Genomic DNA, 20538 nt, shown 5'->3' on the forward strand with positions numbered 1-20538 from the left:
TTACCCAAACCCTACCAAAAACACTAGCCCGGAAAATTCATCGGGGTTGGCGGATGTAGATTAACCTGCTGATTTGGCATGGGATTTTGTTGTATAGGCCGATCCCCGCCATTTCCGGAGGTCACGCCCGCCATGATTGAGCCTACTCTGCCGCTGCCGTGGCTGTCACCCATTGAAGGCTGGGCCGTCGTGGCCCGGTTCGACGGCGGCGAAGTGTCCTCGGATGCCGGGGTGCTGGCCCTGCGCGAGATCGAGTCGCGGCTTGGTGTTGCGGATCGGCTGGCCACTTGCCTGGACGATCCGCGCGCCCCGGATCGGGTGGTGCATCTGCTCCCGAGATCATCCGCTTCCGCCTACTGATGATCGCCGCCGGATACGAGGACGGCAAAGACGCCACCGGCCTCAAGATGACGCTCGACCAATTGCCGGAATAGGGCCGGGCACCGTGCTCACAATCGACCATCTCGCGGCTGGAAAATCTGCCCGGCGTTCGGACGTCGCTGCGCCTGGGCCGGGCCATGGTCGATATTTACTGCGACTCGTTCCGCCAGGTGCCCAAACGGATCACACTGGACCTCGACGACATCTTCGACGCGGTGCATGGCGGGCAGCAACTGCGCAAAGTTCATGCTGATATGCGCTTTTTCATCAGTGTCCGTGCCCCTGTATTCTCCATTTCGGGTTTCCCACCCACAGACAGAAACGGAGAAAAGTAATGGAACTTTGCCCAAATAATCGTTTCGTTGATCACGATCAATTGCCTTTGATGCCGCAACCTTGGACGAGGACGCCAGAAGCGCCATCTCCCCAAACCTATGGCCTGACCAAACCCATCTACGACTTCGATGAACTTCTATCGCTGATCCCGCTAAAACGGACCAAAATTTTCGAGCTGATTCGTGACGGCAAGCTGCAAAAAACAAAATGCGGCCGCCGCACTATATTCTTGGCTCAGGATGTCGCGGCGTTCCTCTGGCAACTCCAGCAGGGAAATCTGTAATGGGCCGCCATTTCCGTCTCCATGAAGGCATCCTGGACGAATATATACGTCTCTCCCGCATGCGCCCTGCCCTGTGTTACCAACCACCGAACTCCATCTTCGAGCGGAATCTATGGTCAAACGTGCATCGCTATTGCCTGACCGAGGTATCTCGTGTTGCGGAAAAAATCCTGGACGGGGGCAAGAGGGAAGGCCGCCTATTCCGGGATGGCTTCTATATCGTTGCCTTGAATCGAGAATACGTAAAGGAGATTGGTCGGACGCTAGACCGAGGAGGGTGGGCTTGCTTGAGGACGGAGGTCTACGGCGAGAACCTCGTAGAACTTTATGCCCAGGTACATGACACGTCGTATGTTAAGGGAATTCAAGCTATAGCCGGAGAGGCAGGACTGGCGACAACCAATGAAATATTCTAAATACACCATGCAATGGGTTGAGGATCGAAATCCCCTCAACTCCAAACAATTGCCGCAAATACCTCCGTGCTACCCATCAAGCTGTGACGTATATTCATACCTTAGTAATTCCGGACATCCTTTTCTGGAGTCATTTTTATACCCAAGACCCGGTGGGCATCTTGTTCGCATATATCGGACGCTGCAACGCCATCGTCGCGGGCATGCAAATCAGTGGGCCGAGATTTTCCCGCAAGCCCCATACCCATTGTTCAATTTACATTTTTTGCACCGCTATCCTCGCGATCCTGTGGTCCTCGTCGAGACCGAGGCGCAGGCCTGGGCAGGGACAGACAGAGAGCGAATATACAGCACAGTTCCCGATGGTCTTGCAAATCTGGCCCTGGCCGATCTTGCGGCGTTGCGTGACCGAAATGTGGTGGTCGTCCTGGGGGTGGAAACGCTCCCATGGAGCGGAAGAATCCATCATGCCCTGCTCAATGCAAGGGTTGCCACAGCATCCTTCATTTCAGACTACAACGACACGCCCGTGTCGTTCGAGACTCTGGAAAAGACAGCGGCAGAGCTTGGAATTGATCTTCTGCTAACTCCCACCAATGACACGGCGGTGGGCGGCTCCTCCGTTGTCGTCGCCTCAGCAGGTCAAGCCCTGCTCGGCGGCAATGACCTGCGCCGGATGCTACTCGATCCGATCATCCGCGAAGGTTACCTGATCTGGCTGTACGGCGAGCCCAAGTCGGGCAAGTCGTGGATGGCTTGGTCCATCGCCGATGCCGTCGCGACGGGGAATTCCACGCTCGCGCGGTGGAAGTCGTCGGAACCATGCGATGTGCTCCTCGTGGACGGGGAAAATCTGCCAGATGAGCTTGCACAATCAATTCGCATGGTCATGGCTGGGGCGGGACGCGCCCCAGGCCATGCTCCCTTCGACATTATCTGCGCTCGCAGTCAACCTGAGGGTGTGATTGATATCGCTGAGCCTATCTGGCAGGACCACATCAAAAAGGCCGCGAAGGGTAAGAAGCTTGTGATCTTCGACAACATCCAGTCCCTTACCGACAACCGGGTGAATGTGATCACCTCGCTCCGTCCTTTGTTCATGGACCTGATGAATGACCGTATCGCGGTGTTGGCTATCGACCACACAAACCGCGATGGCGACCTTCAGGGCAGCATCACCAAGGAACGGCTGGCAAATCTGAGTATTGCCATTCGCTACCCCGATGACGAGGCCAAGGAAGACGGTCGTATTCAGGTGGAGTTCCCGGTTGCCCGACGACTCTATGGCGACGATGCTAAGCCCTTTCAGCTAAAAAAGACTTTTACCAAGGATAGCTTCGTTCTCCGTGTCCTGGATGACCAAGCTCCCCCTCCACCCGTCGCATCAGAGCGAGTACGGCGGATCGCTCAAGTTGTATTTGCCAGGAACCATGCGGGCCTCACCTTCGAGGAGATCAAAGACAATTATAGCATTTCTCCCAGCACGGCTCATGATTACCACAAGGCGGCAGAAAAACTCATTGGCACTGAAAAAGCCGCCTTTGAGGCAGAACTGGAGCGGCTAATCGCGCACCGGAAGGCAGAGGAAATCCCCACTGCATAGGCATTCGGGGGCATAGCGGGCCATTCGGGATGGAGAGTACCATCCCGAATGGCCCGTTCTGTTATAAATCCTTGTTTTCAATCGGAATCCGGATCGCGTTCGGATTTTCGTCATTTTCGGCCCAACGCTATTTTGGGGGGGGGGCGTGCTTGGCCCCGCCTCCGTGGACACAGGCATCATCCTTGCGCAGATCATCCTTCACCACCTTGAGAAGGGATGCGACAGCTTGTTCCGCGTCCTCATACGGTCGGCTGGCGAATTCCGGCAGCCTTGGAAATCGTCGCCAATGGGCCACCACCGATTATTCCCACTCCGAAGGACGGTGACAGCCGCCGAAATCCGCCTTCGTTCGCGGGCGACTTTGTGGGAAATCTGTGGGAAATGCGCTTAAGGGCCAAGCTAAGCGCTTGAAAATATTGGCGTAGGAAAGGGAGCTCGCGAACAACCCTCTTTCCATATCTTTCAGATAGATAGAGCTATCGGGAATCCTCGTCTTCCTGAACGATCCATGCGCACACCAACGAGAAGATCGCCGTGGTCATCCCTACGCCGCCCAGATGACTGTTGCCGGCGGCGATCCATGTCATGGGCTGCCCCATCACGGGAAGCAGGCCAAGAACGTTGCCCCAGGCGATGATCCAGTGGGTCATCACCAGGACGGCACAGCCGTGCATGACAAATGACAGGGCGGTCCAGGCGAGATCTGCGTCGCCGCGTCTGCGATGTCCGACGGCTTGAACATCATCGGCAAGGCGGAAGAGAAGCCAGATATAAAATGTCTGGAGTGCAACCAGCGTCAAGCCCGCAACGCCGCCGAACCGGTTCAGCACAAAGGCGCCGATGAAGTCGTTCTGTACCTCTGGCAGGTCCATGATAGTGCCGCCGTTGATACCAAACCAAGCGCTGGCCCCAAACAACTCACCGTCGCGGATTCGATCCAAAGAGTTGATAACCTGATATCCCTCTTCCCGATAAGCCGCAATGTCGGCCCAGACTTGGACGCGGGTCAGCTTGGTTTCCGGCAGATGAGGGATTGTCGCCACAGATTCGGGGTTGCTGTAGAAGAATGCCAGGGTCGCGACAGCCAGAAAGGTAAATAGTATGACCCCAAGCCGTATCCCCCCCTGCCCACGAAGCGTTGCCGCCCCTGCGGCTTGCAGTCGTCCCAGAAAATCGGCAGGTGGCAGCGGGATATCCCTTGCCGGAATCGACATCAAATCTCGGACACGCCATGCCCATGTCAAAACGAATACGAAGAGAATAACGCCAGGGGAATAATCGCCGACACTGGTGAGGACTGCAGCAATCAACCCCAAAGCTAACAGAGCGAACCAGCCAAAGCGCAGGCTGCTGCGCAGAGGGTGGTTTCTGAAGCCCGTATCCCAATCCAAACGTGCTTCGCGGATTAAAAGCGCGACTTGGCCCATGAAAACGACAAGAACAACTTTGGCCAGTTCCGCCGGCTGAATCCCGCCGACACCTTGTTCACCTCCCGCCATCACTTCCCAGAACAAAAGTCCTACGACCAAAACCACCACCCCCAACCGAGCGATCACCCACAGTAAATCGCCGCCGTGAATATGCCGAATGCGGCCATTGCTCCACTCAATGCAATCACGCCACTTTTTATTAGGTGCGGCTACCCGCTCCGCAACTCTGGCCATGTGCTGAGGGGACAGCATGCCGAGGAGAGAGACCAATCCTGCGAATATGATCATGAGTTGCGCGGCACCAATGCCGAAACCGTGCCATCGAAGGTTAAGGGCACCGGCTCCGAGTTGGCTCAAGGTGATCATGCCGGCCAGGGCCAATCCGGTCGTCAGAGTCCAAACCTGCCCCCCGCGACCGCCAAGCTTCCCCTGTGACCATAGGGCAAGGGTCGCCAACCCCCAGCCGACTATCCACAGATAGCCCATTTCAGCCAGGCCCAATTGTGTACCGAATAGTCGGCACCAAAGAATCAGCATGGGCGGCGCCAGGCCTGCGGCACTCAAGATCAATCTGCCGTCCAGCCACGGCGTGGCACGCCGTCGATGGCGCCACCACGAAAGGCCGCAGACCAGAAAACAGGCGGCGGTGAGACAGGCAAGTCCGGGCAACAGCAAGGCGCCCAGGATCGATCCATCCCGCCCCCCGGCACTCCACAAGGCAGGCTCCGCAGGGGCTCGCGAAACCAGGGCACCCGCAGGTGGAAGAGGCAGGATTCGTCCGTCCTTGATCTCATCCGGTATAGGTGAGACCGGTGCCCTTACCTCCTCCTTGTACCAGAGCTCCTGATTGAAGGACGGCTTCAGGGTCAGGGCATCCTTGGTCCAGGACACTTCGTAATGAGTGCGGCCCAGAACAATGCGCTCGACCTTGCCGGTTTCCGAATCGTCCAACGGCAGGAAAATGTCGGAAAAGGTCTGCACTGCCCCATCGGCACGACGGAATGTGATGGCGGCGGCGGGGCGACCGGGCAGTTCACGCCCCGGCGCCAGATAGAAGGCTTCGCCAAGGCGGGTGACCAAGGCGGCTTCCAGGGTCCGTTCGCCGGTCAGCGGCCAGTTCTCGGGACAGGCGAAACTGCCGCCAAAGGAGAACAGGCGGGTTTCCGCACGCTTGGCGCCGAAAATGAAGTCATGCAGCCATTGCTTGGTCGCATTGCCGCGCAATTCACGGGCGCATTTATCCTCCGTCGGCAGGCCCGGTGTCTGATCCAGGGTGCCATTGGTCCAGCCGCCGACACGCCCACTGGCAGGTTCGCTCCAGGTCAAGGCATCAGCTGTAACGGTCTCAATATGGATACGGGCGTTGCCGATATCGATCTCGTCGCCGGCCATCAGTTTCCAGCGGTCGGGAAACAACGTTTTCCAGCGTGAGGTGCGGACGTCAATCTTCTTGTCACGAGCGACGTCGGCGATCCGCCAGCTACCGCCATCACAAATGATCCTCAGATGACCGGCGGCGGCGGCCCGTTTGGTCGGACGCTGGCCCAGTTCCCACCAGCCCAGGTCAATGGGATCGGCTTGGCAGGCAATGGTGCTGCCGCCTGCCTTTTGCGTCGGCGGCGACCGCTCACCCCCGCCGATCATTTGCGTATGCATCCAGGCGCCGAAGCCTAGCAGGGCGGCTATGGTCGCCAGCCAGACGAGTTCCACCGACGAACGTTGGTGCCTCAAAATCGACATGGCAACCCCTTGCACTCTGTCTCTCCTTGCCCGGAGAGGTGGCGTTTCCTTTGAGATAATGCAGGGTTTACGGCTTCCGTACTCATGGCAAAGCCCTGGCGAGACGAAACCCGATATCGCGAAACATTTGGTCCGGAGTGCTGCGGAAACGGGAGGCTGCACGCAGTTCGCTTGGTTGCATGCACCAAGACCCACCTCTCAACACGCACCCACTGACTTTCCGTTCTTCTCCAAGGTGCATTGAGTTGAGTGCGTTAGCATAAACATCTGGATGCATTCCATATGCGTTCTCGTCATATGCATCCTCACACCATTCCCACACGTTGCCGTGCATCTGAAACAGACCCCACGGATTGGGGGCGAAACTGTCCACCGCCACCGTCCGCTGCCGGGACACCCCCTTCGCCCCTTTGCCGAAGGTATGATTGCCTTGGTAATTCGCCTGGCTGGTCGAGATCTCGTCCCCCCACCAGAACTCCGTCTTGCTTCCCGCACGGCAGGCATATTCCCATTCCGCTTCCGTCGGCAAACGCCAACGATGCCGGTCACTGGGGCCGAAACCGCTCTGATCGTTCAGCCAGCCGATATAACCCTGCGCATCGTCCCAACTGACATTGATCACCGGAAGACGACCACAGCCCCAGCCCATATCAGTCGGGCGTGTCACCTTCTTCGCCGCAACGTACCGGTCGTATTCTTCAAACGTCACAGCGAAACGGCCAAAGCCAAGCCAGTCGTCGATCCTTATCCCCCGAACCACAGGACGTTCATGACCATAGCCCTTACCGCTTAGGTCCCCCATATCAAAAACACCCGGAGGAATCGCGCACAACTCCGGCGCCGCGCTGCCGTCACGCAATGTCGCAGAAATGATCTGGCTGGGCGTGTAGCCGCGAGCAGAAGGCGGGGCAACAGCAGGACTCTTATTGACCACCGCACCACCATTCGCCCTGGCGGCAGCAGATTGCGCCCCAAGCCGATCTCGCCATGCCTCAACGCTTTGCGGGCGTTTCCCGCGTTTCAGCGCCAAGGCCCAATCGAGTCCTTCACACCAGGATTGCGAAAGCCGGTCCTGACCAACCCGACCTGCCGGGATCAGCGGGTCCGTTTCGTCGTTGCTGAGGCAATCGACCCGTTCACTGGCATTGGGAACATTCGAGCCTATGGTCAGGGTGTAGACGGTCATGGCCAGGGCATAAAGGTCTGACCATGGGCCAACCACCCCGCCTTCCTGTTCTGGTGGGGCGAAGGGCGGCGTGCCGGCGGCGTAGCGGGTGCCCGAACCGATCTCGCGCACCAGCCCGAAATCGATCAGCACCGGCACGTTCCAGCCGTCGCGGATCATGATGTTGTCGGGCTTGATGTCCAAATGCAGCAAGCCCTTGGCATGGACGTCGGCCAGCCCCTTGAGGATGCCGTCCAGCAGCGGCCGCAATACTGCCTCGGTCAGCCGCCCACCGCCGTCCATCGCCAGATCGCCCAGCGTCCGTCCGGGGATGAATTCCATCACCAGATAGGCGGTGCCGTTGGCCTCGAGATGGCGCATGACGCGGACGACATTGGGATGGCCGGCCAGTTCGGCCAGGGCGCGGCCTTCGCGCAGGAACTTGGTCCGGCAATGGTCGAACACCGCTTCCTTGCCGGGCTTGGCCTCCACCTGCCGACCGCGATGGACGACGATATCCGCCGGGGCCAGTTCCTTGATCACCACCTCCAGCCCCAAGGTCGGATCGACGGCCTTGTAGGTGTTGGAAAAACCGCCACCGCCGATTTCCGCGATGATCTCGTAATCGCCCAGTCGGTCACCGTTTCTTAGCATTGCTCTTCTTTCCCTGGGGGGCGGTATCAGGAAGCACGGGCTGATAATTTCGCATCAGGTTGGCGATGACCGGGGCGCAGGCTGCGGAGCCATAGTCCTCCCAATGGGTGACCATGCAGGCGAAGGCCACTTTATGCGGGCCAAATTGCTGGCCTTGGCCGTCGATCCAGCCTGCCAGCCACCCTGTATTGTACTTTTCCAGTTGTGATGGATGGTCCTTCGACGCCACATTGGCGGTACCGGTCTTGGCCCAAAGAAATGGGGTGAGCGGGCTGTTCGCGCCAAAGAACGACTTGGCTGTGCCCTTGGCCGGGACTGCCTTCATGCCGGCCCGTAGTTCCTTGAGAACGTTCGAATCCAGTTCCAGCTTGTCGGTCATTTCCCGAAGGGGCAGATCATCGCCGTCCAGGCGGGACACGAGGCGCGGCTGGATTGGCTTGCCTTGGGCAACGGTTGCGGCCACACGGGCGACCGCCAGCGGTGTCGCCGCGACGCCCTGGCCGTAGGCGGCGAACATCAGATCGTGCGTCAACAAACGCCCCTTCACCTTGGCCGCACTCTCTGCCAACAGGGACGAGGCGACCGAGTCCGCCCGGTAGGAAATGCCATCAACAAGGGGGAGACCGGGCAGAAGGTCATCCCCTCTCGGCTGCTTTGGATCGTCCGCTTTGTCCAGGCCGATAACCTTCAGCACTGTGGAAAAATGGGTGTGTGGTACCGCCAGCGACGCTGCCTGGGCATCGGTGAGACCGGACCGGGCTTTGTCGAACTGATACGTACTTTGACCGTCGATAAGCTCCATCATGCGGACGAACCAGATGTTGAAGGATTCTGCCATGGCCTCGCACAGCCCCAGGTGCGGTCGCGCCCTGCCCCGACTACAGGGATCGGTGCGGAACGCCTGCATCAGGGATTCAACCCGGGCACCGTTCTTATCGTTGTGATAGGCACGGCCAACATTCAGGTCTTCTAGAAGGGAGGGGCGATAATAGCCATAATCGTCACCATATTCGGGCTTACCGTCCTTCGATTTGGCGATTTCGTATCGACGCTGGATGCCGAGAGAACTGGTCAACGCCCCTTCGGATACGCCATCGACCTGTTCCTGAACGTTTGCGCCCTGCGCGGCAGCATGGGCGATGGCCAGTCCGGAAACCATCTTGAAGGTCGATCCGGGGGTGAAGTGACGCCCGGCGCCATGCCACGCCCGAACCTGAATGGGATCGAGTTCCGGATAGACCTGCTGGAACGACAACAGATCCCAGGAATTGGCATGCTTGGGCACCACATGTCCGTGCCGTTCGGCCACGGCCAGGATGTCGCCGGTTTCAGCGTCCATCAGGACCAGCGACGCCATTCGGCCTTCGCGTTGCGGCACTGCGGATAGAGCGGAAGTTGCCGCTTTCTGCCAGCGGGTGTCGATCGTCAGCGTCGCCTGGTGTGATTCTCCTGAAGGAAGTCCCTGGGACAGGCGCTCGATCAAGGACCCCGTGAAAGAGCGACCGGGGCCGGTGACGCGGACCAGATCAAGGTTGCGAGCGGCTTCAGTCGCCTTTCCCTCCCCATCGGTCAACTCGGTGCCATCGCCCAAGGTCAACTGAACATCAGCGGTATCGCGATGATTGTGTTTCAGGTCACGCCAGGTCAGAACGCCTTGATCAAGGCGGATACGAATGCCGCCGACACTGTCGTCCGGGACTGATGTCGGCTGGAGAGCGATCTCGATCTTATTGACGCCCTGCACCAAGGGCAGCGGTCGGACCATGGCATAGGCGCTTGGGGCCGTATCGCTGCTGCACCACTGCTTTTTCAGGATCCGTGCCAAATCGCCGAGGATTTCGCCCCCGTTTCGGCAGGGGGCACGAAGCTTAAAATATTGATCAATGGCAAGCTTGGCGCCGTTGACCGTAACCTCTGTCGGCGTGCCGACGACCTGAACGGTCAAGTCGGACTTTCCACTGACGGTGACTTCCCTTTTTAAGTGGATAATGCCGTTGACGCTGTGGGGGGCCGCCGCCACCCAATCACCCATGCCCTCGGGAATCCCCTCGATCGGCAGATTGACGAAGCCCAGTGACAGGGGAACGTCGTCTGTGGTCGGCAAGGCCGTTCCATGCCCCCAGGCCGACCAGGACGCACCCGTGACGTCGGGGGGGGCGTTGTCACGCACGGCCGCGAAATGGTGAACAGCATTCCACTGCGCCACTTCGGCGATCAGGGTCTGTCCGGAATTTGTGCCGTACAGACGGCGAACCAGCTTGCGGGCGTGTTCTGCATCCTCGGCTGAAGAGGAGGATTGACCATTTTTCGCCAACAATACCCGCAACAGCCCCTCATCCTCGGCCGGGAGGTCGATCCGGTAGGAGACCGGATCAAACGTCGCGAGCTTGGAATCGATCAATTGGCTGAACAGCCGCGCAGCGGATCCCGGCGGCCGCTGTTTTGGATCGTCCTGGCGCTGATGGATATGAAGCAGCGCAATGGCGACAATCAGCACCGGAAGCAGCAACAGACCGCGCCGAAGGAAGAGCAGAAGCCGTGCGGGCACCTATTCCTCCAGTCGGAACAGATAGGCCCCGATCACGAACAAATCACCCGGCTGCAAAATCTTTTCACGGCCTTCGCGGATTTCGTACTCACCGGTCTTTTCGTAATGGTCTGCAACCGCGTCCCGATCCGCCTGCCCCCAGGTCTCCGGCGCCAGATTCTCCACGGTTCCGTCCTTGCGCACGATGATCAGCGGCACCGTGGTCGACAATTGCCGTAGGGTGATACCACCGCCTGCCGCTTGGCGGAACGCCGCGTGGAAACGCGACATCTGCAAATTGTCGATACTGATGCTCTTGCCGTCGGTCAGCGCCATGTTATCGAGTTCGCGGAAGGCTCCGAACTTGGCGCGGCCAATCCAGTTCCAATCGCCGGAAACCGTCATGTCGGACCCGGCGGCCACGGGAACGTAACCGAAGAAGCGCTCCCGCAACGCACTCGGCGCCGCCAAAATCCGCACTGGAGTATTCCCCCCCCAGCTCAGTTTGGCGGGCAAGGCCCCGACCGGCTGCTCGTGGGCCATTCCTGGGGCCTGCCAGGTCACCTGATCGCTTCCCGCCGTGGACATCAACCGAAGGGTTCGGGCGGGATCCAGGGTACGGGCGGGGCGACCTTCCTCGTCAAAGGCGATGGTCCATGACCGGTGCGACCCGCCGGGGGACAAGCGCCACAACCCCACACCAAGATTGGAGAAGTGGGGGCCGTCATGCACCTCCACCTGCACATTAACCTCGGCAATTGCGCCATTCCTCTGGGGGCGGATGTCGAAGACCGTCGTCGTATGGTTGTGGCGGCGCTGGTCGGCATCGGCGGCCACCACCTCGGGTCGGCGCGGAGGCGTTTGGTGGGCCGCCTGTTCGCCAGACTTAGCCTGCCCGCCTGCCTGGCCCGCCTTGTTATCGGCCTTGGCCTGTTGCGCCCCGGCTTGCGCGGGCTGGGGCTGGTGGACGGAAGGATGCCGCAGGGCGATGCGGAATTCGTTGCCCTCGACCGGGCCGTCCTCGTCCTTGATTTTGATGGTGGCGATGACCAAACCGTTCTCTCGGCGTACCGTGTCGGTCGCTGCGTCAAGGCCGAAGAAGATGGTGTCCGGCGCGACCGCCTCGCCCTCCATCAGTTTCTTCCAGTTGGCCACACTGATGGCGATCCCACCGTCAAAAGCGCTGGGCAGGATGTCGCCCACCGGAATCGAGGAATGCTCCATGCAGTGGGACAGCAGGACGACCTGCTGGCTGGCGTAAAGACCGCCGGGGAATTCGATCATGCGGCCGAGATATTCCTCGGCATTCTGGCGTTTCATCATGCGCAGCGGCGCCGCCTCGACCAACTCGCCGTCGGCACCGCCGATCAGCAGATCGCCGAACGGCGCTTCGCCGTCGTCGGGGAGATAGATGGAAACTCCAAACTTGACGATGATTCGCCCCTCGGCCAGCCCCTTGGTCGGAATGAAGGCGAATTTGGGTTTGTCACGCTCAAAGTGCTTCTGCTTCTTGCCGCAATGGATGTCATCCAGCCGGGCTTGACCGCGAAGCACGTGCTGTGGACCTGTGGCGGTGAAGCGGTTGTATTGAGATTCGCTGACATGGATGACGACTGAGGAGGCCGTATGGGCCACGTTCTCATCAAGTTCATCGTTGCCCTTTTTTACCGCTGCGATCTTGATGATGGGATTGTCGCGGATCGCATCGAACAGGCTGGCCCACTTCTGACCCTGGGGGAGACGCCACTTGCCTTTGCCTCTCCACAGCGCATCGTAGTCGAAGGGATCCTCGACACCCTCGAACACCAGGGTGGTCAGGATCTGCCCTTGGTTGCCCAGCAACTTGGGCGCGGGTGGAACGACGACCGCAGGCTCGTCCTTGCCCTTATTTTTCCCCAAAGGGTCCTTCCAATTTAATGCCATCGTTTCCCCCTATCGTCCCATCATCATTCCGCGCGGACGCATCCATCTGTTCCACCATCACCACGGCCACCGTGATGTTGTCGTGCCCCCCGGCATTCAGCGCCGCCTCGATGCAGGCCTGGACCAACTTCTCTGGGGTGTAGCGACCGGCGACCATCTCCACCAGTGTGGAATGATCGATCTCTTTGCACAAGCCGTCGCTGCACAATAAAAACAGGTCATTGGCGGCAACTGGGAGAAAGGCCGAGGGGCTTTCACTGTCGATCTCGGGGGCGATGGTCAACCGGGCCTGTGGCCCACCGCCGAAGCATGAGGTGATGACCGAAGCCATGGGGTGGTCGCGGGCCTGTTCCGGGGTGATCTGGCCGAGGTCGAGCAAAACCTGGATCACCGAATGATCGGTGGTCTGATAAGCGGGGCCGCCGTTGCCGGGGAAGCGATAGAGGCGGCTGTCGCCGGCATAGAGGTGCAGGCATTCGCCATGGGCGAACAGGGCGGCGACGCCGGTAGCCCCCATCTTCATCAGCGAGAAGTCCTCGGAGATGCGGGCGCTGATGGCGTCTTGCGCACTGTCCATCGCGCTAACCAGCGTCTCGTAACGCTGGGGACGATCCCCCGACAAATCCTGGTCGGCAGCCGACAGAATGGCATCGACGACAAGATTGGCGGCAATGCGGCCGCCGACATGGCCGCCCATGCCGTCCGAGAGAGCGACCAGCAGCCCGTCGCCCGAGGGTAGAGGTGCGGCGCGGGCTGCATCCTCGTTGACTTGGCGCACATGCCCCTGGTCGGTGCCCACTACCCAGTTCAGTCGGTAAGGGCCAAAGGGGGCGCTACCGGCTTCGATCTGCATCGACTTCCATCTCCAGTTGGCCGAGACGGATCACATCGCCGACCGCCAGGGCTTTCGCCCCCAGATCGCCGGGCTTGGGTGGCTCCAGTTTCACCCTGTTGACGAAGGTACCGTTGCGGCTGCCCAGATCGCGGATCGACAGCGTGCCGTCGGCCCAGTCGATTTCCGCATGGCGGCGGGAGATCATGGCGCCGGGGGCCGGCTCCAATCCGGTGAGGTCCAGATCGGCCGTGCTGTGCGGCGGATCGGACCGGCCCAGCACGGCGCGCGGGAGGTCAAGGCGGAACACGGTTCCCGCCCTGGGCCCGTTGCGCAGTTTCAGGATGGCGGTGTCGGGTGACAGGCGTTCCCGCCGGATCAAGTCACCGCCGCCAAGGGGGGGGAAAGCCATGTCTCCTCCAACTTAATGCTTCCGTAGTCATGGGAGCGTCCGGGCAAGACGGAATCCAGTGCGGTTGGTGTGTGCATCGGGGGGCAGTGCAGAACGGTGAGCGGAGCGGGTGCGATTTGGAGAGCTAGCCCATGTCCCCCCCCGCTTTACCCGCTGACCTGTGTAATGTCTTTTGTCAGCATGTTGTGGAGTGACTGCCTGAGGATAAACCCAATTGTACGCTTCATATGATTCACTAAGATAAGCATCCTCACACCACTCCCATACATTTCCAATTATTTGATAAAGCCCCCATTTATTATGTTGAAACCTGTTAGCTGCGACGATTTCCTTCCGGCACCGCCCCGTTTCCCCTTTATCATCGTAGTTCCCGCCATAATTATCTTTGCTTGTCGAAATTTGGTCACCCCACCAAAATTCCGTGCGACTCCCTGCTCTGCAAGCATATTCCCATTCCGATTCGGTCGGCAGGCGCCAACGATGCTTGCAATCAAAGCTAAATCCATTCAATTTATTCAGCCAATTAATGTAATCTTGCGCATCGTTCCAACTGACGTGGGTGACTGGAAACTGACCGCTCGCCCGTTCATGACAGCTGTTGGTTCGTATATTTCTCGATTTTACATATAAGCCATACTCATCACAGGTCACCGCAAAGCGACCCAGACCATACCAATAATCAATTTTAACGCTATGGACTACGGGGCGTTGGTCTTCCAGACCTTTTCCGCTCAGATCCCCCATGTCGAACACCCCAGGAGGAATCGCGCACAATTCCGGTGCCGCGCTGCCATCTCGCAACGTCGCACGAATAATCTGGCCAGGGGTGTAGCGAGCAGAAGACGGGGCAACAGCAGGACTCTTATTGACCACCGCACCAACATTCGCCCGGGCAGCAGCAGATTGCTCCCCAAGCATATCGAGCACCTGACCGGCGCTCACCCGCTTTTTCCACTCCTTGCTCAAACACTCATCGACAATGCGGTCGAACGGTGGTGGCAGGCGCGTACCTCCGAAATCGGGGCGCCCCTCCAATATCTGGTACATCACCTGATACACCTCGCTGACCCCATGCCCGAACGGCACCCGGCCGGTCAGCAGTTCGGCGATAATCACCCCCAGTGCCCACATGTCGCTGGCCGGGCCGACCTCGCTCTTGAACGCCTCGGGTGACATGTAGATCGGGGTGCCGATCTGGGCGGTACGCGTCAATTGACCGGGCTGGGACAATTCGCGAGCCAGCCCCAGATCGCCCAACTTCCACCGCTTTTGACCGGCGAACCATAGAATGTTGCCCGGCTTGAGGTCGCGGTGGACGATAGGATTGGGGCGGTCGTGCAGGAAGGCCAGCCCCCGACAAATATCGACCGCCAGCTTACGGACCTCATCCACCGACATGCGCCCGCTGCTCATGCGCTTCAGCAGGTCGCACTCGGCCAGTTCCATTTCCATGAACACGCCATGGCGCCCGCGCAGATCGACGCTGCCGACGCCGTGGCGGGGTGTGGCTACGATACAGTCGTGCCGTTCCGCAGCCACCGTCATCAGTTCATTCAGCTTCCGCGTTAGGCCCGCGTGGTCGAGAACGAATACAATTTTGCCGTTCTCATCTTCCTCCTCTTCCTCGACCAGGAAAATCTTGACCGCCACCCGCGCATCGGGTTGGCCGCTCTGGCTCCGCGTCGCCTCGAACACCGAGCCGAATCCGCCGAACCCGCGACGGACGCCGAGGCGGTATTCGGTGTCACCATGGCCACCGCGGAATTTCAGACCCTCCAGGGATTTCCAATCCATTGTCGGCCTCTATTTCCTGTCGTCGGGCTTGCGCGGTAGAATGTCGTCACGCATCAGGCCGAATAGTTCGGTGGTGCGGCGCTTCGAAATGTCGCCACTCTTGTCCAGTTCCTGCACGTTTTCCTTGGCCGCCACGGCAACGTCGGGGCGACCAGCCTGTTCCGCCGCTACCGCCATCTGCACAAAGAATTCCCGGGTGGCATTGCGGTCGGTGGAGGAGGTGGCCTTTTGGCCGCACAGGTTCATTTCCCACAGCAGGCGAGCCTGATCGACCTCGCGGTCGCGTTTCTGCGATTCGGAAACCGAGGCGGTGTAGATGATGACGGCCTTCTGTTCGGCGGAGAAGCGGCCATCGGCGGATTCGATCCGTACCAGGGCGACATCCGCCGGGGTCGAAGCCGGGCGCCCGCCCAACATTGGCGCCGCCATCGGGGGCGGTGGAACCTCGAACTCGATCAGGTAATCGGTGGGACCACCGCTGGCCGCTGGGCCGGCGAACACCGGCGCACCTGCCGCCGACGGCATATCGAGGGGGGCATAAGTCGGGGCGATCCGGCAGAACGCCTTGGCCTTGGCGCCGTCCATCAGCGGACGTACGATTAGGCGCATGCCCTCGGTGGCCATGGATTGCGCCTCGGACAGACGGTGTTGCAGGCGGGCCGACAGCGTCGCCGGATCGGCCGCTAGCATGAAGCCGCCAGGCGCGATGTCTTCCAGAAAGGCGCCGTTGAAGTCCGAGGGATTGCCCAACCCCAACGCCCACAGCGACAGGCCCGAGGAGCGCAGCCGGTGCCCCCGTTCCTTGATGCCGTCCAGATCGGCGGCCTCGGTTAGCACCACGCCCTTGGCGGTGGTCGGCTCGCCGTCGGTGATCAGGATGGCGACGCGCACCGTTCCGGCGGTATCGGGAACGGCCCGCCCCAACCAATCGAGTGCCAGATCCATGCGGGTAATGCCCTCGGCCGACAGGCGAGCCAACGCCTCTTCCGCCCTCCGCACCGCACCGGGACCACCGGCAATGCCGTCGAACAACGGCGTCACGGTTCCCGAATAAGCGGCCACCGACAGCCGGTCCTCGGGGCGCAGCTGACGCACCACCGCCAGTAACGCTTCCTTGGCCCGCGCCAGCTTGTTCTCGCTGCCCATGGAGGAGCTGACATCCAGAGCGATGGCCATGCGGGTGGGCAGCCCCCGCCCCGCCTGCACCGTCGGTGTCAGCCGCGCCCGCAGGAAGTGGGTCTGCGGCCGCTTGCGGTCGAGGTGGTTGGGGATGTCCCAGTCGAGAGTCAGGTTGAACATAATTCCCCTCTACACATGACGATTATTGTTATGAAAAATTGTCGCCTACCAAGTAATTTTATCCGCAACACCCCTGTACTCAAGACAAGACGGCCTGATAAAGCCATCACTGCGAACATCTTCCATTCTTAGTGCATATTTCCCCCAAAGTCCGTATGGGGGCACTCTGTACTGATCAAAGCCAGCGCAGACATATAAGCTAACAGCAGCTTCATATTTTGTAATTGGGATGAGAAGATATCCTGCGCAGAGGACGGCAAACCCCATACTGATCATGAGGCTAATTTTTCTACCCCCCTCTTTTTGCCCCCTGGCTCTTGAGGGTGGCTTAGCTCGCTGATACGCTGTTTGCTCTACGTTAGAGGGTGGGGCGGGAAATTGCTCCACTGGCGCCGGAGCGCGATGGCGGGCGTAAGCCCGCCCCAGGCCCCCCAGATCATTCGGGTTGTTCTTGATAACATCCGCGACATCCCTCAGATGGTTCATTATTCTGATGGTGTCTTCCGTACTTCGGCGAAGCGCCTCGTTCCTGGCCTCGTTGCCTCTCCGGATTTCAATCACGCGCGGGTCGTTGGCTATATCCGCATCGGATGGCCTTTTGTTTCCAAAACCTGGACCAGCACTTCTCCTCGCTGCGACGGTGACGCCCCCTTGAAGGACAAAAGGCGCCTCGACCGCCCGCGGCGATGGATTGGGGACGCTATGTGACTCTGGCCGAGGCGGCGCATCAAGCGCCTCTTTGATCTGCCGGGCGGTCCAGCGTCTGCGCGCGTCCCGTTCAAGGCCGCCTCGAATGAGCCGATGGAACGGCTCAGGTAATTTGACACCACCAAAATCCGGAGCGGCAGACAGAACCTTGCGCATGACTTCCGTCTGTGAACCATCGAAAGGCATCCGGCCGGTCAGGATTTCCGACAACATCACCGCCAAGGACCAGACGTCCCAAGCCTGTGACTGTTTGCCGTCATAGGCTTCCGGCGGCATGTACAGATAGGTGCCCATAGCTTGGCTGCTGCGGCGATAGGCATCCTCCCCCAGCGCCCGCACCAATCCGAAATCAGCCAGTTTCCACGCCCCCTTCACCTTCAGGACGTTCTCCGGCTTGATATCCCGATGAATCAAGCGATCGGATTGCGTGGCGAAATATTCCAAGGCGCAGGTCATCGCCATTCCCACGTCTCGCGCCAGACTAAGACGTGACGGACTAAGGGCCGCAGCCCCCGTCAAAGCATCGATCTTGGTCCTGAGCGTGATCGGTCGGCCATTCGGGTCCAGATCCGCCAGTTCCATCGTCATGTATAGAATCGATGCGTTGATCTTCCTTACGTCCACTTGGCCGCAGTGAAAGGCCCTGACGATATGATCGTTGTCCAGATCGGGCAGAACTAGTAGTTCGTTCATCTGGTCCCTGGCGATCCTTGGATTGGGATCGGGGAAGATCACCTTCACCGCACGCCGCCCGGCCCCCTTGCGGTCACCGACAACGCTGTCATAGCGGAACACGCCGCCAAAGCTGCCGCCCCCGAGAAATTCCCCCAGCAGAATTTCGGGTGTTAGCTGCTCGTTGACCAGCAGTCGGCAAGTGATGTCGTGAGGACCGGACATGCTATCAACGCCCCCTCGCTCTATCGAACATCCACCTGAAGCTGGCCGACGTCATCCACCCCCAGCGTCAAGGTCCGTCCTTCCAATGCTTTCGGATCATCCTGGTGCTGGAACACCCAGCGGGGGAAGGCGCGCTCGAACAGCATTTCCAGTTCGGTCTTTACCCGACGGCCGCCGAAGGCCAGCTTGTCGCCTTCGGCCATCACCCGCTCTATCCAGTCCGAAAGCGACGGGTCAATGATGATCTGGCAGCGCAGCTTGGTCTGGGCGTTGTCGATGAACAGGCGACAGAACTTGTCGCAGATGCCGTGTACGAAGGCGGGGCGGAGGAAGTCAAACACCACAATGTTCTCGCCCAGCCGATTGAGAAGTTCCGGGCGCTTCAGGTCGTTGATGAAGTGCTGTTTTACGTAATGGTCGAAGTGGGCGGCGACGGCCTCGGGCGTCATGCCGTCGATGCCGACCTGGGCTAGTTGATCGCCCAACTGGGCGGCGCCGATGTTGCTGGTGAAGATGATGACGGCCTGGTTGAAGAATACAGTCTGGCCCTTGCCGTCGGTCAGGCGTCCGTCCTCCAGGATTTGGAGGAACTTGTCCAGCACACGGGGATGGCCTTTTTCCACCTCGTCAAACAGCAGGATGCTGTGGGGGCGCTCCTGCATTCGCCGAGTCAATTGGCCACCCTCGTCGTAGCCGACATATCCGGGCGGAGCGCCGATCAGCTTGGCGGCGGCGTGTTCCTCCTGGTATTCGCTCATGTCGAAGCGGGCGAAGGCGCGGTCGTCGCCGAACACGAATTCGGTCAGGGTCTTGGCCAGTTCCGTTTTGCCGACGCCGGTGGGGCCGACGAAGAAGAACACGCCCTTGGGCTTGGCGCTCTTGCTGCTGCCGGTCATCGAGACCCCCAGGCGCGAGGCGTAGAGCATATCGACCACCGACTGGATCGCCCTTGGTTGGCCGATGACGCGGCGCTGAAGCACCTCGCCGGCCTCGGCGATGCGTTTGGCGTCCACCTTCTCCCACGGATCGTCCTGCTCGCCGAACTTGAAATAATCCACCAATTGACGGGTGTGCCCCGGCAAGACCGGACGGCGGGCGATGTGGGAGGCACGGCGAAGCGCCTCAAGATCGATGACGGTGAAGCCTTCGGTCAGGTTCGCCAACTCTTCCACGGCCAACTCAAACTGGCTGGGCTCACGGGGACTGGGGGGCGTCTCAGACAGTTCGCCGCCGCCGAAGAAACCCAGGAATCCGCCCTGAGGGCGCATAAAGGTGCGGGCGTAATGAACCCGCTCATCCTTGTCGGCCACGCCAACTTGGACCAGTGCAACGTGGGGGTTGTCGCGATACAGCCAGGCGGGAACTTTCTGGCCGTTAGTGGCCAGCAACACCACCGTGTTGCGACACCCCGATGCCCGGCCTTCCGGGATGACGGCGGCGTCCTCCATGCCACGACGCAGGGTGACCAGGGCCTGACGCTCGCCCTCGCCGTAATTCTCAGTCTGGACGGTCAGCAAATCGCCCAGTTCAATGATGGCCGCCACCGCTGATTGGGGCTGGCGCAAGGCGTGGCGGATTTGGGCGAAGGCTTCCAGCGGCGGAATGCGCTGGTTGGAAGCGGCAGCTTGAGGGGAGGCTCGGCCTGGAGCCTGACGAGGTGGGGGAGCTGTCGGATCGGCTGGAGCCGCCGGAGCGGCGGGTTGGGCGGCTTGAGGCTGGGCGGCCCCACGTTCCGAGGCAACCGAGCGACGGACGATCTCGAAGAATCGCGCCCGCATGTCGTCGGGCAAAGGCTGCTGATTCGGCTGCGCCGGGGAAGAAGCACGATGCTCGACCTCTTCAAAGCGGTAGCCATCAACCTCGTCATAACTGGCTATGACCTCAAATCCCTGCTCGGCAAAGAAGTTGCGCAGGAACTGACCGACGGTGATGTAGCTGTCATTCCACAGGCAGTAGTCGAGCACATTGCCGTGCAGCACGACGTGCTTGCGCCGCAACACGGTCGTCTGGAACTCCCGAATCCAGGCAGAATTCATTCCCCCCTCCCTAAACTTGCGCCGATTGCGGACGGACATTTGATGCACGCCACGGTGATTATGCTTTGACCATCGAGAGGTGAAAAGGTGTAATCGAGTTGG

At 60.0% G+C, this 20538-nt stretch carries 12 protein-coding genes and 1 pseudogene; 3 read left to right on the forward strand and 10 right to left on the reverse strand.

Going from position 1 to position 20538, the window contains the following annotated elements:
- Window positions 1-132: 132 nt before the first annotated feature.
- The 3 genes and pseudogenes from CP958_RS26890 to CP958_RS07135 all read left to right on the forward strand — a co-directional run.
- A pseudogene (locus CP958_RS26890) lies at window positions 133-632 on the forward strand (transposase); the annotation flags it as partial.
- An 83-nt stretch (window positions 633-715) separates the two neighbouring features.
- Entirely contained in the window at window positions 716-1000 is a 285-nt protein-coding gene (locus CP958_RS07130; protein WP_141400449.1) for a helix-turn-helix domain-containing protein, read from the forward strand.
- 705 nt (window positions 1001-1705) lie between these two features.
- The gene (locus tag CP958_RS07135; RefSeq protein WP_170958878.1) at window positions 1706-3019 is read left to right on the forward strand and encodes an AAA family ATPase; all 1314 of its coding nucleotides are present in this window, start codon (window positions 1706-1708) and stop codon (window positions 3017-3019) included.
- A gap of 476 nt (window positions 3020-3495) precedes the next feature.
- Here the strand turns inward: CP958_RS07135 and CP958_RS07140 are convergent, their stop codons facing one another.
- The 10 genes from CP958_RS07140 to CP958_RS07185 form a co-directional block, all read right to left on the reverse strand.
- Window positions 3496-6204: an FtsW/RodA/SpoVE family cell cycle protein gene (locus CP958_RS07140; protein WP_141400450.1), complete on the reverse strand. Its 2709-nt coding sequence runs from the start codon at window positions 6202-6204 to the stop codon at window positions 3496-3498.
- Window positions 6205-6271: 67 nt separating this feature from the next.
- On the reverse strand, window positions 6272-8008 hold the full coding sequence (locus CP958_RS07145) for a bifunctional serine/threonine-protein kinase/formylglycine-generating enzyme family protein (protein ID WP_096701292.1): 1737 nt from the start codon (window positions 8006-8008) through the stop codon (window positions 6272-6274).
- Complete coding sequence (locus CP958_RS07150) at window positions 7992-10556, reverse strand: penicillin-binding transpeptidase domain-containing protein (RefSeq protein ID WP_096701293.1); 2565 nt, start codon at window positions 10554-10556, stop codon at window positions 7992-7994. The genes CP958_RS07145 and CP958_RS07150 overlap by 17 nt, the downstream gene beginning before the upstream one ends.
- Window positions 10557-12458 (reverse strand): hypothetical protein, encoded by a 1902-nt coding sequence (locus CP958_RS07155; protein ID WP_141400451.1) that lies wholly within the window; start codon window positions 12456-12458, stop codon window positions 10557-10559. It abuts the gene before it with no gap.
- Window positions 12421-13311 carry a protein phosphatase 2C domain-containing protein gene (locus tag CP958_RS07160; protein WP_096701295.1) on the reverse strand — a complete coding sequence of 297 codons (891 nt, stop codon included), beginning with the start codon at window positions 13309-13311 and terminating at the stop codon, window positions 12421-12423. The genes CP958_RS07155 and CP958_RS07160 overlap by 38 nt, the downstream gene beginning before the upstream one ends.
- Window positions 13292-13702, reverse strand: a complete 411-nt coding sequence (locus CP958_RS07165) for an FHA domain-containing protein (protein ID WP_096701296.1) — start codon at window positions 13700-13702, stop codon at window positions 13292-13294. The genes CP958_RS07160 and CP958_RS07165 overlap by 20 nt, the downstream gene beginning before the upstream one ends.
- A gap of 27 nt (window positions 13703-13729) precedes the next feature.
- Window positions 13730-15496, reverse strand: coding sequence for a bifunctional serine/threonine-protein kinase/formylglycine-generating enzyme family protein (locus tag CP958_RS07170; protein ID WP_096701297.1), 1767 nt, complete (start codon window positions 15494-15496; stop codon window positions 13730-13732).
- A gap of 9 nt (window positions 15497-15505) precedes the next feature.
- Complete coding sequence (locus CP958_RS07175) at window positions 15506-16795, reverse strand: VWA domain-containing protein (protein ID WP_096701298.1); 1290 nt, start codon at window positions 16793-16795, stop codon at window positions 15506-15508.
- A 45-nt stretch (window positions 16796-16840) separates the two neighbouring features.
- Entirely contained in the window at window positions 16841-18400 is a 1560-nt protein-coding gene (locus tag CP958_RS07180) for a protein kinase (RefSeq protein WP_096701299.1), read from the reverse strand.
- A 20-nt stretch (window positions 18401-18420) separates the two neighbouring features.
- Complete coding sequence (locus CP958_RS07185) at window positions 18421-20436, reverse strand: AAA family ATPase (protein ID WP_170958879.1); 2016 nt, start codon at window positions 20434-20436, stop codon at window positions 18421-18423.
- Window positions 20437-20538: the final 102 nt, after the last annotated feature.

It is taken from the genome of Magnetospirillum sp. 15-1 (assembly GCF_900184795.1).
Taxonomy (GTDB): domain Bacteria; phylum Pseudomonadota; class Alphaproteobacteria; order Rhodospirillales; family Magnetospirillaceae; genus Phaeospirillum.